The following is a 13,233-nucleotide window of genomic DNA, read 5'->3' on the forward strand; positions in this document are numbered from 1 at the left end:
ACCCGCACGGCACCCCTCCGGCACACCGATGTGACCTACCCTTCGCGCGTGTCCGGATCCCGTCCCGCGCTCCCCGCGGCCGACCTCGCCCGCGTGGTCGTGTTCGCCGCGTTCATCGCCGTCCTCGGGCTGTTCCCCGGCTTCGCCGGAGTGGCCGGGGTCCCGATCGTCCTGCAGAACGTCGGCCCGATCCTGGCCGGTGTGATCCTCGGGTGGCGGCTCGGCACGGCCTCGGTCGCGCTGCTGCTGGTGCTCACCGCGGTCGGGCTGCCGCTGCTGTCCGGCGGCCGCAACGGCGCCGCGTTCTTCGGCCCCAGCGGCGGGTTCCTCGTCGGCTGGCTGCTGTCCGCGCTGGTCGCGGGCCTGGTCGTGGCACGGTTCCGGTCGCGGTCGCTGCCCGTGCTGCTGCTCGCCTGTCTGGCCGGGCTGCTCGCCGACTACGTGATCGGCATGCCGTGGCTGGGCGTCTACATCGGCGATGTCACCGGCGGGATCGTGCAGTCCCTGGTCTTCGTGCCCGGTGACCTGATCAAGATCGTGCTGGCCGCGCTGATCGCGTCGCTGGTGCACCGGGCCCTGCCGGACCTGCTGCCGGTCCGCTCCGCGTCGTCCGAGCCCCGGGTCCGGTGAGCGGGGCGGAACGCGAGACCGCCGACGACGCGGCCGCGCCCGTCGTCCCCGCCCCCTGGCTCCCCCGCGGTCTCGCCGACGCCGTCGCCGCGGCCGGGGAGCGCCTCGCCCGGCTCGGGGTGCGGGCCGGGGAACGCGTCGTGCTCGACACCCCCACCCGGGCCCGCTGGGCGGTGCTGCCCTACCTGCTCGCCGCGGACCGGCTGGGCGCGGCGTCGCTGCTGGCCGACGCCGGCTGGACCGGCCGCGAACGCGACGCGGTGCTCGCCGACACCGCGCCGCACCACGTCGTCGGCACCGACGGCCGGGCCGCGACCGCCGACGGCGGAGCGCGGACGCCCGGGCTGTTCCTGCTCCCGACGACCTCGGGCAGCACCGGTGTCCCCACCGTGCTAGCCCGTGACCGGCGCTCCTGGCGGATCGGGTTCGACATCCTCGGTGCGCTGCCCGGACCGGTCCTCGTGCCGGGGCCGCCGTCCTCGACGCTGTACCTGTTCGGGGCGCTGCACGCGCTGCACCACGGTCTGGGCCTGGTCACCCGCGGCCGGCTCGACCCGACCGACCTGCCCGACGGCGGCTCGGTCCACCTCGTCCCCGCCCAGCTCAGCGCCCTGCTCGACGAGCGGGAGCGCCGCCCGGGCGGCCCCGCGCCACGGGTCGTGGTGTGCGGTGGCGCGCACGTCGCGCCGGGGATGCGGGAGCGGGTCGCGCGGCTGCTGCCCGGCACCACGCTGCTCGAGTACTACGGCTCGGCCGAGCACTCGCTGATCGCCACCCGCCGCGACGACGGCCCGCTGCGCCCGGTCGAGGACGTGCACCTCACCGTGCGCGACGACGTGCTGTGGGTGGACAGCCCGCAGTCGGTGCACGGCCGGTTCATCCGTGGCGCACTCCTCCCGGCCGGCCCCGGTCCGACGACCGTCGGCGACCGCGCCGAGCTCACCGACGACGGCGGCCTGACCGTCCTCGGCCGCGCCGCCACCACCATCTCCTCCGGCGGCACGCTGGTCGCCGCCGAGGAGGTCGAGCAGGTGCTGCGCGGCGTCGCGGGCGTCGGGGACGTCGTCGTCGCCGGGACCCCGCACGCGTCGCTGGGGATGGTGGTCACGGCGGTCGTCGAGGCCCGCGACGGTGTCCCGGACCGGCGGGCGCTGCGCGCCGCGGCGCGGGCCGGGCTGTCCCCGGCGAAGCGGCCGCGCCGCTGGCTGGTCACCCGGGCGTTGCCGCGGCTGGGCTCGGGCAAGCCCGCCCGCGCCGCCGTGGACGCCGCACTGCGCGACGGGACCCTCGACGCCGTCCCGCTCGGAGGGCCCGAGTGACCGGCCCCGGCGGCGACACCACGGCCGACACCCCGGTCGTCGTCGCCGCGCGGCGCACCCCGATCGGCACCGCGGGGGGCGCGCTGCGCGCGGTGACCGTCGACGCGCTCGCCGCGCCCGTCCTCGCCGCGCTGGCCGGGACCCTCGGCGGCCCGGTCGACGACGTGCTGCTCGGCAACGTCTTCGGCCCCGGCGGCAACCCGGCCCGGGTCGCGGCGCTCGCCGCCGGGCTCGGCGACGACGTGCCCGGCATGACCGTGGACCGGCAGTGCGCGAGCGGGCTGGCCGCGATCCTCACCGCCGCCGTGGGCATCCGTGCCGGGGACGGCACCGGCTACCTCGCCGGGGGCGCCGAGTCGCCGTCGACCGCGCCTGCGCGGACCTGGGCCGACGGCACCGTCTACACCCGCGCGCCGTTCGCCCCGGCCGGTCACCCGGACCCGGACATGGGGCCCGCCGCCGACGACGTCGCCACCCGGGCGGGCCTCTCCCGGGCGCGGCTCGACGCGTTCGCCGCCCGCAGCCACGCCCGCGCCGTCGACGCGCAGCGCTCCGGCCGCTTCGGCGACGAGCTGGTCCCGGTCGGTGCCGTGCTCACCGACGAGCGTCCCCGCGACCGCTTCACCCCCGAGCGGCTCGCCCGGTTCCGGCCCGCGTTCACCCCGGGTGGCGTGCACACCGCCGCGAACTCCTGCGGGGTGAACGACGGGGCCGCCGCCGTCGCGCTGGTGCCGGAGTGGCGACGCCGGGAGCTGGGCGTGCCCGGCCTCGCGCTGGTCTCGGCCGCCACCCGGGGCTGCTCCCCGGCCGACCTCGGTCTCGGCGCCGTCCCCGCCCTCGCCGCGCTCCGCGACCGGCCGAAGTCCCCGGACGCCGTCGAGTTCACCGAGGCGTTCGCCGGGCAGGCGCTGGCCTGCCTCGACGCGGCCGGGATCGACGAGCACCGGGTGAGCCCGGACGGCGGCGCGATCGCGCTCGGCCACCCCTGGGGCGCCTCCGGCGCGGTGCTGGTCGTGCGGCTGTTCCACCGGCTCGTCGTGCAGGGCCGCGGCGAGACCGGGATCGCGGCGCTGTCCTCCGGCGGCGGCCTCGGCGTCGCGACGAGCTGGCGGGTGGTCCGGTGATCGAGTTCGAGGCGGTCGGGCACCGCTACGGCGAGCGCACCGTCCTCGACGGCGTCACCCTCACCCTCGCCGAGCCCCGGGTCGCGCTGGTCGGCGCGAACGGCTCCGGCAAGTCCACGCTGGCCCGGACCGTGAACGGGCTCGTCGCACCGAGCTCGGGCAGCGTCCGCGTCGACGGCCGCGACCCCGCCCGCGACGGTGCCGCCGTCCGCCGCCGGGTCGGGTTCGTCTTCAGCGACCCCGACTCCCAGATCGTCATGCCAACCGCCGGTGAGGACGTCGCGTTCTCGCTGCGCCGGACCGTGCGCGACCGGGCCGAGCGCGCCCGGCTCGCCGCGGAGACGCTCGCCGGGTTCGGGCTGGGCGACCACGTCGAGCACCCCGCGCACCAGCTCTCCGGCGGGCAGAAGCAGCTGCTCGCGCTGGCCGCGGTGCTCGTGCTGGATCCGGACGTGCTGGTCTGCGACGAGCCGACCACCCTGCTCGACCTGCGCAACAAGCGCGCCTTCGCCGACCGGCTCGCCGGGCTGCGCCAGCAGGTCCTGCTCGCCACGCACGACCTGGACCTGCTGACGGGCTTCGACCGCGTCGTCGTCCTCGACGGCGGGCGGGTCGTCGCCGACGACGAGCCCGGTCCGGCCGTCGCGTACTACCGCAGGCTCTGCGGCTCGTGACCCCGCTGGGGCTCTACGCGCCCGGTGACAGCCTGCTGCACCGGGCGCCCGCCGGGCCGTCGCTGCTCGTGGTGCTGGCCCTCGCGGTCGGGGCGGTGCTCACCGAGGACCCGCGGGTGCTCGGCGGGCTGTGCCTGGCCGTCGCCGCCGGCTACCTGGTCGCCCGGATCCCGTGGCACCGGGCCCGGCCGGTGCTGCGCACGCTGGTGCTGCTGGCCGTGCTGCTCGGGGCGGTCCAGTGGTGGCTGCTCGGGCCGGAACGGACGCTGGTGATCGTGCTCCGGCTGGTCGCCGCGATGGGCGCGGCGACCCTGTTCACCCTCACCACCCGGGTGGACGACCTGGTCGGCGCCGTGGAGCGGAGACTCGGCCCGCTGCGCCGGTTCGGTCTCGCACCCGAACGCCTCGGCCTTCTCGTCGGGCTGACGGTGCAGTCGATCGGGACGCTGTCCGGCATCGCGGGGCAGGTCCGGGCCGCGGCGAAGGCGCGCGGGGCGGACCGCTCCCCGACGGCGTTCGCGGTGCCGTTCCTGGTACGGACGCTGCGACACGCGGACGCGCTCGGGGAGGCACTCGCCGCGCGCGGGTGGGGCGACGACGAACCCGACGACCGACCCGGATCCCGAAGGATGGACTAAGCTGGACCAGGTCCGACGGACGGAGGCACCGTGACCGCCGAGTTCAACATCCACGAGGCCAAGACCCACCTGTCCCGACTGCTGGAGCGCGTCGCCGCGGGCGAACAGATCGTCATCTCGCGCGCCGGCACGCCCGTGGCGGACCTGGTGCCGCACCAGCGCCGGACCGTGCGCCTGGGCGGGCTCCGCGACCGCGTCCGTTACGACGACGCCGACTTCGTGGGCGTCGACCAGGACATCCAGGCCATGTTCTACGGCGACGATGCTGCTCCTCGATAGCCAGGCCCTGCTGTGGGTCCTCACCGACAGCGAACGGCTCGGCCCGAAGGCGCGCGAGATCATCGGGACCGCGACCGCGGTCCACGTCTCGGCGGCATCGGTCTGGGAACTCACCATCAAGGCCATGCTGGGGAAGCTCGACGTCCCGGCCGGGCTCCCGGAGCTGCTGGAGGAGCAGGGGTTGGTCGTCCTGGACGTGACGGCCACCCACGCCGAGGGCCTGCGTGCCTTCCCCGAACTCGCCCGCCACGACCCGTTCGACCGGCTCATCACCGCCCAGGCGGACCAGGACGGCATGCGGCTGCTCACCGCGGACCGGGTACTGCTCGGGCTCGGACGGAGCTTCGTCGTCGACGCGACCCGCTGACCGGGAGGACCCGATGACCGCACTGCGCGACCATGTGATCCCCCGCCCCGAGGGCGACCTGCACGTCCACCTCGCGGGCGAGTCCGGCCCACCCGTGCTGCTGCTGTCCGGGGCCGGCCTCGACAACGCGCTGCTCAGCTGGCACCACCTGATCCCCGACCTCGCCCGCGACCACCGCGTCATCGCCCCCGACTGGCCGAAGCAGGGGCGCAGCCGGCCGTGGCGGGGCCGGGCCGGCCACGACGTGCTGCTCCGGACGGTCGTCGACGTGCTGGACGACCTCGGCGTCGAGCGTGCTGCGGTCGTCGGGCTCTCCCAGGGCGGCGCCCTCGCACTGGCCACCGCGATCGAGCACCCGGAGCGGGTGGAACGCGTGGTGGCGCTCGCTCCGGCCGGGACACTGAGCTTCCCGCCGGGGCTGCACCAGCTGTTGTGGCTGACCGCGCGGGTGCCGCTGCTCTCGCGGACCCTGCCGAACCTGGCGTTCCGGAGCCGGGCGGCGGTCACCGCGTTCACCCGGCGCGCCCTGTTCGGCGACGCAGGCCGCGTGGCCGACCTCGACGGGATCGTCGATCAGATCCTGGGCGAGGCCCGGGCCGGGAACGCGGGCAGCTCCGACTGGCAGAACGACTCGATCGGGTTCCGCCGGATGCGGGTCGACCTGCGCCCCCGGCTCCCGGAGATCCGCTGCCCCGCCCTGTTCGTGCAGGGCGACCGGGATGCGGGCGTCCCCGTCGCGACGACGCGCGCGGCGGCCGCGGCCGTCCCGGGCGCCCGGTTCGTGGTGCTGCCCGGCCGTGGCCACTGGTCCAACCGGGAGTCCCCGGACGAGGTGAACGCGCTGGTCAGGGAGTTCCTCGACGGTTAGGGCGCCGCGCGGTCCAGGCCCCGCATCTCGCGCAGCGCGTCGACGAGGGTCCGGCACCCCAGCGACTGCAGCACCGCCCCCTCCACCTCGACGGTCAGCCGGGCGAAGTACTCCGCGGCGTTCGTCGTCACCGGGCAGACGTGCTCGCTCTCCGGGCGGCACGCCCAGAGCGGCTTCTCCCCCACCGCGCAGCGGTAGATCTCGGCCAGGGTGATCTCCCCGGCCGGCCGGGCGAGCCGGGCACCCCCGCTGCGCCCCCTGCTGGACTCGACGAGGCCGTGCACCCCGAGCGGCACCAGCAGCTTGCGCACCACGCTGGCGTTCGTGCCGAGTGCCTCGGCGAGCCGTCCGGAGCTGACGGTCGGACTGTCGCCCTCGGCCGCGGCGGCGAGGTACAGCATCGCCTGCAGGGCACTGGAGAACCGGATGTCCAGCACGACCTCACCTCCCGTCCCGGGCCGCCAGCGTACCCGTCGCGCCCGAAAAGGTGGTGGTCACTGTTGCAGTTCACGGAGCCATATGTATCTTTGATCAGAACCATTTGACGCCTCCGCCCGGACCCGCCGACGTGCCTGGACGGCCCACCCCTCAGGAGTGCCTCGTGTCCACCCGCGCCGCACGGCTTCTCGGCCGCCCGTACACCCTCGGCTCCGCGGAGCTGCCCAACCGCATCGTCATGGCCCCGATGACCCGGGCGTTCTCCCCCGGCGGTGTCCCCGGCACCGACGTGGCGGCCTACTACGCGCGCCGTGCCGCCGCCGGTACCGGCCTGATCATCACCGAGGGCACCTACATCGACGACCCCTCCGCGGGCGACGTCGCCGCCGTCCCGCGCTTTCACGGCGAGGCGTCGCTGGCCGGGTGGGCGGACGTCGTCGAGGCGGTGCACGGGGCGGGTGGCCGGATCATGCCGCAGATCTGGCACGTCGGGATCACCCGCGAGGCCGGGAAGCCGCCGTTCCCCGAGGCGCCGTCGGTCGGCCCGTCCGGCATCGCGCTCGACGGCACCGAGGGCGCCGGCACCGCGCTGGACCTCGCCGGGATCGACCGGATCGTCGGCGCGTTCGCCGAGGCCGCGGCGCAGGCCGAGCGGATCGGTTTCGACGGTGTCGAGCTGCACGGCGCGCACGGCTACCTGATCGACGAGTTCCTGTGGGAGCGGACCAACCGCCGCACCGACGGCTACGCCGGCGGCGCCGCCGAGCGGGCCCGCTTCGCGGCCGAGATCGTCGCCGCCGTCCGCGAGCGCGTCGCCCCCGACTTCCCGGTCGTGTTCCGGTTCTCCCAGTGGAAGGCCGGTGCCTACGACGCGCAGCTCGCCCGGACCCCCGACGAGCTGGCCGACGTGCTGACCCCGCTCGCCGACGCCGGGGTGACCGCGTTCCACGCGTCCGGGCGCCGCTACTGGGAGCCGGAGTTCCCCGAGGCCGACGCCGAGCTGAACATCGCCGGGTGGACGCGCAAGGTCACCGGCCTGCCGACGATCACCGTCGGCTCGGTCGGCCTGGACCAGGTCTTCGCCCCGGAGATGTTCGTCGGCGGCGACGCGCACGCCGACGTCAGCGGCGTCGAGAAGCTCCTCGACCGGCTGGAGGACGACGAGTTCGACCTCGTCGCCGTCGGCCGGGCGCTGCTGGCCGACCCCGAGTGGGCCCGCAAGGTCCTCGACGGCCGCGAGTCCGAGCTGGTGCCCTTCACCAAGGCGGCACTGGGCACCCTGCACTGAGCGGGTCGCTCAGATCAGGTCCCAGGTCAGCGGGGTGCCGCGGGCGACGTCGCGGGTGAAGGTCCGGCCGAGCACGGTGCCGATCGTGTCGGTGTGCAGGCCACCGGCCGGACGGATCGACCGCACGTTGTCCGCGGTGACCTGCTCCCCCGCGGCGACGTCGGCGACCACCCACAGCGACCGGCGCAGCGCGAGGGTGTCGCGCTCGGACTCGCGCGGGCCGAACCGGGCAGGGCCCATCGCGCGTCGTGCCACGTCGGTCTCGGTGACCAGCGACGCCAGCTCGGCGGGCTCCAGGGAGAAGTCGGAGTCGACGCCGCCGTCGGCGCGCTGCAGCGTCACGTGCTTCTCGATCGCGACCGCGCCGAGCGCCACCGCGGCGACCGGCACCCCGATGCCCGGGGTGTGGTCGGACAGCCCGATCGGGACGCCGAACGCCTCGCGCAGCGCAGGGATCGTCTGCAGGTTCGCGTCGACCGGGTCCGCCGGGTACGAGGCGGTGCAGGCCAGAAGCACGATCTGCGTCGCACCGCCCTCCCGGGCGGCGGCGACGGCGGCGTCGATCTCGGCCAGCGTCGCCATCCCGGTGGAGATCACCATCGGCTTGCCGGTCGCGGCCATCGCCCGGATCAGCGGCAGGTCGACCAGCTCGGCCGAGGCCACCTTGTACGCCGGCGCGTCGACGGACTCCAGCAGCTCGATCGCCGTCGGGTCGAACGGCGAGGAGAACGGCACGAGCCCGTGCTCACGCGCCCGGGCGAACAGCGGCTCGTGCCACTCCCACGGCGTGTGCGCCTGTTCGTAGAGCTGGTACAGGTTCCGGCCGCCCCACAGACCGTGGTCGTCGCGGATCCGGAAGGCCGGACCGTCGGCGTCGATGGTGATCGTGTCGGCCCGGTAGGTCTGGAACTTCACCGCCTGCGCCCCGGTGCCGGCGATCGCGTCGACGATCTCCAGCGCCCGGTCCAGCGAGCCGTTGTGGTTGCCGGAGACCTCCGCGATGACGAACGGTCGCTCGCCGGGGCCCACGCGGTGGCCGCCGATCTCGATCGGGTCCGGGGTGCGCATGCGCGCCACCCTACGAGCGCCGCGCGAGCACCATCACCTCGGACACCGTGCCCTCGGAGTCCTGGCCGTAGAGCCCGGCGTCGGAGTCGACGAGCTCGAACCGGTCGAACATCTCCAGGTAGCGGTGGCGCAGCATGGGCTCCCGGACTCCTCGCTTGCCGGTCGGGGAGTTGCGCAGCAGCAGCCAGCGGGCGCCCAGGTCGGTGACCAGGCTCGCGTAGTTCGCGACGACGTCGGGCTCCATCTCCTGGAAGGAGATGAAGTTGGCGAACAGGTCGACGGTCCCAGTGAGCCGGGGCAGCTGCCAGGAGCAGAGCACCGTCGCCGGCTGCTCCAGCTCGTCGATCACGATCTTCTCGCGCTCGCGGGTGGCGGCGTAGTCCAGGACCTTCTCCGGCCCGAGCGCCTCGCGCAGGTAGTGCGTGGCGACGGCGGCGACCGGCGGGATGTCGACGTCGATGTAGCGCAGCCCGGGGTTGCCCGACAGCAGGATCTCGCCGAGCGTGCCGAACCCGCCGCCGATCTCCAGGACGGTCGAGACGTCGAGGTCCGGCACGGCGCGCTTGAGCATGACCAGCCCGCGCAGGTAGTTCAGCGACGACCGGCTGAACCGGCGGCCGTCGAACACCAGCTGCTCGGCCGGGGCGCCGGCGGCCGACTCGCTGAACCCGGCGAGCGACGGCGACCGGTCGACCGGGTCGAGGGCGGTCACCGTGGCGTGGTGGGCCCGGGCGACGGGCACCTGGTCGATCCGCTCGCGCAGCAGCGTCCCGGGGCCGCCCGCCAGACCGAAGGCCCGCGACAGGGCGGCCGCCGGGCGGGACACCGGCGCGTACTGCGGGGCGTAGAAGAACGTGGCCGAGGGGTGCCTGCGGAACTCCGCGAACCCGCGTTCGCGCAGGTCGGCGACCACCTTCTCCAGGCCGGTCCTCCAGAAGTCCGTCGGCCGGTACAGCTCCGGCGCGCTGTCCAGGTCGGCCAGCATCAGCTCGAGCAGCGTCCTCGGGTCCATGTGACGAACGGTACGGAACATCACCTTCGCCCCGATCGTGACCCACCGTCGCACGGCCCGGATCCCCGGACCGATAGCCTCTGCGGTGCGGCTGTGGACGGCCGCCGGTCAGTGACGAGGGAGTGGGACGTGGTCGCCGACACCGGCACCTGGGTGGTGGTCCCCGTGTACAACGAGGACACCGTCATCGCCGACGTCGTCGCGGAGATCCGCACGAGTTTCCCGAACGTCGTGTGCGTCGACGACGGCAGCCGGGACTCCTCCGCCGAACGCATCGCCGGCACCGAGGCGCACCTGGTGCGGCATCCGATCAACCTCGGGCAGGGCGCGTCGCTGCAGACCGGGATCGACTACGCACTCCGTTGCGGCGCCGAGCGGATCGTCACCTTCGACGCCGACGGCCAGCACGACGTCGCCGACGCCGTCCGGATGGCCGCGATCCTGCGCAGCGGCGAGGCCGACGTCGTCCTCGGGTCGCGCTTCCTGGAGTCGACCGAGCCGGTGCCGCCGCTCAAGCGGCTGGTGTTGCGCACCGTCGCGGCGCTGTCCCCGGCCAGCCGCAAGCTCAAGCTCACCGACGCCCACAACGGGCTGCGGGCCATGAACCGGGCGGTCGCCGAGGACCTGCGGATCACCATGAACGGGATGGCGCACGCGTCGGAGATCGTCGCGTCGCTGGCCCGGTCGTCGTGGCGGATCCGCGAGGTCCCGGTCACGATCCGCTACACCGAGTACTCACGATCCAAGGGCCAGTCGCTGTTCAACGGGGTGAACATCCTGTTCGACCTGTCGGTACGGCAGCGATGACCCAGGAGGCGAACACCGTGATCCTGCAGATCCTGCTCCTGGCCGCCGCGGTCGGCGCACTCGTCTACTTCGTGCGCAGCGGCCAGAGCGTCGGCGTGCGGGCGAGCAAGCGGATCGCCTTCGGCGCGTTCATCGTGCTGAACATCTATGCGGTCCTGCGCCCCGACGACCTGACCTACCTGGCCCGGGCGGTGGGCATCGGCCGTGGCACGGACCTGCTGGTCTACCTGCTCGTCGTCGCGTTCGTGTTCGGCATGCTGAACACCTACCTGCGGGACCGCGAGATCAGCCAGCACCTGACGAACCTGGCCCGCCAGATCGCCGTCCGGGACGCGGAGCTGACCCGGCGGGAGAACGACCTGGAGCAGCGGCTGACCGCGCTGGAGGGGCACGCGGCGACCGGGAACGGTCACCGGACACCTGTCGTGGAACCGGTCTCCGAGAATCTCGACGCCCCGACCCGGACGTCCGGGGGCTGATCCGATCCTCCGGCACGATGTGGTCACGAACTCCGGACGCGAGGCGTGGGGGCACGAGCCATTCGAGTGCCGCTCGTAAACTCCCGAGGATGCGGCACGGCATCGACGCCTCGGGCAGGGCACCCGGAACACCAGGGTCCCGCTCGTGAGTTGGCTCGAAGCCGTACCGGCGGCGTTGGTCGCCGTGGTGTGGTGTGTGGCGCCCGGTGTCGTGTGGCTCCGGGTGCTGGGCTGGCACGGCATCGCCTGCTGGGGTGGTGCACCGGTCGTCTCGGTCGCCCTGGTCGCGGTGACCGCAGTGGTCTCCGGTCGGCTCGGAGTGCCCTGGGGTCCACTGCCCGTCGTCGCGGCGACCGTGCTCGGAGCGGTCGTGCTGTTCGGTACCCGAGCAGCGATGCGACAGCGGCCCCGGAGTTCCGGCGGACCCGCGGCCCCGTCCCGGTATGTCGCATTCCTCCGTGGAGGGTCGGACGGACCGTGGTCACGCCCGGCCCTGCTCGCCGGACTCGTCGTCACCGTGGCACTCGGGTGGCTCACCGTGGTGCTGGCCTTCGGTCGGGTGGACGCGATCTCCCCCACCTATGACGCCGTGCACCACTACAGCGCCGTGGCACACATCTTGACCACGGGCGACGGTTCGTCGCTGACGCTCGGCGAGCTGACCAGTCCGGGTCGGCCGACGGGTTATCCCGCGGCCTGGCACGATCTCGTCGCGCTCGTGGTCCTCACATCGGGGGCATCGATCCCCGCCGCGTCGAACCTGATGGCGTTCGCAGCCGCTGCCGTCGTCTGGCCACTCGGATGCGCTCTGCTCACGCGCCAGGTCGCCGGCCCCCGCGCCGGGGTCCTGCTCGTCGCCCCTGTCCTGGCCACCGCATTCACGGCCATGCCCTGGCTGGTGATGACCTGGGGGGTCCTGTGGCCCAATCTCCTCGGTCTCGCCCTCGTGCCGGCCGCACTGGCCGCGGTGGTCGCCTTCGTGATGCCGGCGGACGACAGCGCGCTGAGCCGGTCCTCTGCGCTGCTCCTGGGGGCAGTCGCCGCGCCCGGCCTGAGTCTGGCCCATCCCAACGCGGTGATCAGCTTGCTCGTGCTCGGGCTGTCGCCGGTCGCGGTGGCCGCGATCGTCTCGGCCGTGCGGGCCGCACGGGCGGGAAAGCGGCTGCGGACTGTCGCCGGTCCTGTCGGCGCCGTCGCGCTCGCGGCGGGTGTTCTCTGGTTGCTCGCCTGGTCACCGTTCCTGGCGAGCGTCCGAGCCTTCGATTGGCCTGCGTCCATGGGGGCACACGATGCAGTGCTCGGCGTCCTGTGGAACGGGACGAACGGACGTCCCCCGCTCTACGTCGTCTCGGTTCTCGTACTGGTCGGTGGGGTCTTCGCACTGCGGCATGCGCGCACCGCCTGGCTCGTGCCCGCCCACCTGACCTCGGCCTTCCTGTACGTCCTCGCGATCGCGCGGGAGGGCGACGTGGTTACCGCTCTGACGGGCGCCTGGTACAACGACTCGTACCGGCTCGCCGCCATGGTCCCGATCACAGGTGTGCCGCTGGCGGCGATCGGGGTGACCGGCACGGTCAGCGGGCTGGTCGGGGTGTGGGCACGACGCGCCTCCCGACCGTCGGGTTCCCCCAACATGGTCACGGTGACAGCGGCAGCGGTCACCCTGACCGCGGCCGTCCTCGTGGTGGCGTCCGACGGGTTCCGGGTCGGGGTACACGCGTTCGTGGTCGCCGGGACGTATCAGCGTGAGGCCACCTGGATGCTCCAGCCCGGTCAGCGAGACTTCCTGGAAGCCGCCGGACGGGCGGTACCTGCCGGCGAGGTGGTGGCGGCGAACCCCTGGACCGGCAACGCCCTCGTCTACCCGTTGACCGGACGGGAGACGATGTTCCCCCACATGTCGGGCAACTGGACACCGGAGCAGAAGCTGATCCAGGAGCGGCTCCGTGACGCAGCCGTCGACCCGTCGGTGTGCAGGGCGGTGCGCGCGACCGATCTGAAGTACGCGATCGACGGTCCCGTGTCGTACTGGCCCTGGGACCGTCGTTCCCAGAGTTTCCCCGGCTTGACCGGCCTGGACCGTGCACCCGGGTTCGAGCCCGTCCTCTCCGGGGGCGGCAGCACGCTCTACCGGATCACCGCCTGCGGCGCGGGCCCTGCCCGCTCCACCGGCTGAGGCGCCCCGGGGCACCCGCGGTTACCGTGTGCGCGCAGCCGGGTGCACACACCGTCCGCCCCGGAG

The 13,233-nt window shown here is 74.2% G+C and carries 15 protein-coding genes; 12 read left to right on the plus strand and 3 right to left on the minus strand.

What is annotated here, in order from left to right; genetic code table 11:
* The first annotated feature begins 48 nt into the window (after positions 1-48).
* From DMP15_RS02110 to DMP15_RS02145, 8 genes are read left to right on the plus strand one after another with little or no spacing between them, the layout of a single operon-like run.
* Complete coding sequence (locus DMP15_RS02110; protein WP_073573787.1) at positions 49-630, plus strand: biotin transporter BioY; 582 nt, start codon at positions 49-51, stop codon at positions 628-630.
* Positions 627-1,949 carry an AMP-binding enzyme gene (locus DMP15_RS02115; protein ID WP_073573786.1) on the plus strand — a complete coding sequence of 441 codons (1,323 nt, stop codon included), beginning with the start codon at positions 627-629 and terminating at the stop codon, positions 1,947-1,949. Before DMP15_RS02110 ends, DMP15_RS02115 begins: the two co-directional genes overlap by 4 nt.
* Entirely contained in the window at positions 1,946-3,073 is a 1,128-nt protein-coding gene (locus tag DMP15_RS02120) for a thiolase family protein (RefSeq protein ID WP_073573785.1), read from the plus strand. Before DMP15_RS02115 ends, DMP15_RS02120 begins: the two co-directional genes overlap by 4 nt.
* The gene (locus DMP15_RS02125; RefSeq protein ID WP_073573784.1) at positions 3,070-3,747 is read left to right on the plus strand and encodes an energy-coupling factor ABC transporter ATP-binding protein; all 678 of its coding nucleotides are present in this window, start codon (positions 3,070-3,072) and stop codon (positions 3,745-3,747) included. The genes DMP15_RS02120 and DMP15_RS02125 overlap by 4 nt, the downstream gene beginning before the upstream one ends.
* A complete protein-coding gene (locus DMP15_RS02130; protein WP_073573783.1) occupies positions 3,744-4,385 on the plus strand; it encodes an energy-coupling factor transporter transmembrane component T family protein in 642 nt (213 codons plus the stop codon). The genes DMP15_RS02125 and DMP15_RS02130 overlap by 4 nt, the downstream gene beginning before the upstream one ends.
* 30 nt (positions 4,386-4,415) lie before the next feature.
* Positions 4,416-4,664 carry a type II toxin-antitoxin system Phd/YefM family antitoxin gene (locus DMP15_RS02135; protein WP_073573782.1) on the plus strand — a complete coding sequence of 83 codons (249 nt, stop codon included), beginning with the start codon at positions 4,416-4,418 and terminating at the stop codon, positions 4,662-4,664.
* Complete coding sequence (locus tag DMP15_RS02140; protein ID WP_073573781.1) at positions 4,648-5,031, plus strand: type II toxin-antitoxin system VapC family toxin; 384 nt, start codon at positions 4,648-4,650, stop codon at positions 5,029-5,031. The genes DMP15_RS02135 and DMP15_RS02140 overlap by 17 nt, the downstream gene beginning before the upstream one ends.
* Before the next feature lie 13 nt (positions 5,032-5,044).
* Positions 5,045-5,899 (plus strand): alpha/beta fold hydrolase, encoded by an 855-nt coding sequence (locus DMP15_RS02145; RefSeq protein WP_062399200.1) that lies wholly within the window; start codon positions 5,045-5,047, stop codon positions 5,897-5,899.
* Here DMP15_RS02145 and DMP15_RS02150 read toward each other — a convergent pair.
* Positions 5,896-6,336, minus strand: coding sequence for an RrF2 family transcriptional regulator (locus tag DMP15_RS02150; protein ID WP_073573780.1), 441 nt, complete (start codon positions 6,334-6,336; stop codon positions 5,896-5,898). The two genes, DMP15_RS02145 and DMP15_RS02150, sit on opposite strands and share 4 nt — an antisense overlap.
* 164 nt (positions 6,337-6,500) lie before the next feature.
* On the opposite strand from DMP15_RS02150, the gene DMP15_RS02155 reads away from it, so the two are divergent.
* A complete protein-coding gene (locus tag DMP15_RS02155; protein WP_073573779.1) occupies positions 6,501-7,625 on the plus strand; it encodes an oxidoreductase in 1,125 nt (374 codons plus the stop codon).
* Between the two features lie 9 nt (positions 7,626-7,634).
* On the opposite strand, the gene pseI is transcribed toward DMP15_RS02155, so the two are convergent.
* Together pseI and DMP15_RS02165 are read right to left on the minus strand one after the other, a co-directional pair.
* Entirely contained in the window at positions 7,635-8,693 is a 1,059-nt protein-coding gene (gene pseI, locus DMP15_RS02160; RefSeq protein ID WP_073573845.1) for a pseudaminic acid synthase, read from the minus strand.
* 10 nt (positions 8,694-8,703) lie between these two features.
* Entirely contained in the window at positions 8,704-9,705 is a 1,002-nt protein-coding gene (locus DMP15_RS02165; protein WP_073573778.1) for a putative sugar O-methyltransferase, read from the minus strand.
* A 129-nt stretch (positions 9,706-9,834) separates the two neighbouring features.
* Between DMP15_RS02165 and DMP15_RS02170 the strand changes: the two genes are divergently transcribed.
* From DMP15_RS02170 to DMP15_RS02180, 3 genes are all read left to right on the plus strand, one after another.
* Positions 9,835-10,512, plus strand: a complete 678-nt coding sequence (locus DMP15_RS02170) for a glycosyltransferase family 2 protein (protein WP_083657989.1) — start codon at positions 9,835-9,837, stop codon at positions 10,510-10,512.
* 17 nt (positions 10,513-10,529) lie between these two features.
* Entirely contained in the window at positions 10,530-10,991 is a 462-nt protein-coding gene (locus tag DMP15_RS02175) for a DUF2304 domain-containing protein (RefSeq protein WP_304580010.1), read from the plus strand.
* A 196-nt stretch (positions 10,992-11,187) separates the two neighbouring features.
* Positions 11,188-13,167: a DUF6541 family protein gene (locus DMP15_RS02180; protein WP_073573775.1), complete on the plus strand. Its 1,980-nt coding sequence runs from the start codon at positions 11,188-11,190 to the stop codon at positions 13,165-13,167.
* Positions 13,168-13,233 lie beyond the last annotated feature (66 nt).

This window comes from Pseudonocardia sp. UM4_GMWB1 (genome assembly GCF_017312155.1).
GTDB lineage: Bacteria > Actinomycetota > Actinomycetes > Mycobacteriales > Pseudonocardiaceae > Pseudonocardia > Pseudonocardia alni.

What these genes read in the sequence shown, in the direction of transcription:
- DMP15_RS02140 (WP_073573781.1), top strand. Translation starts at nt 4,648, where the DNA reads ATGCTGCTCCTCGATAGCCAGGCCCTGCTGTGGGTCCTCACCGACAGC.
- DMP15_RS02145 (WP_062399200.1), top strand. Translation starts at nt 5,045, where the DNA reads ATGACCGCACTGCGCGACCATGTGATCCCCCGCCCCGAGGGCGACCTG.
- pseI (WP_073573845.1), bottom strand. Translation starts at nt 8,693, where the DNA reads ATGCGCACCCCGGACCCGATCGAGATCGGCGGCCACCGCGTGGGCCCC.
- DMP15_RS02165 (WP_073573778.1), bottom strand. Translation starts at nt 9,705, where the DNA reads ATGGACCCGAGGACGCTGCTCGAGCTGATGCTGGCCGACCTGGACAGC.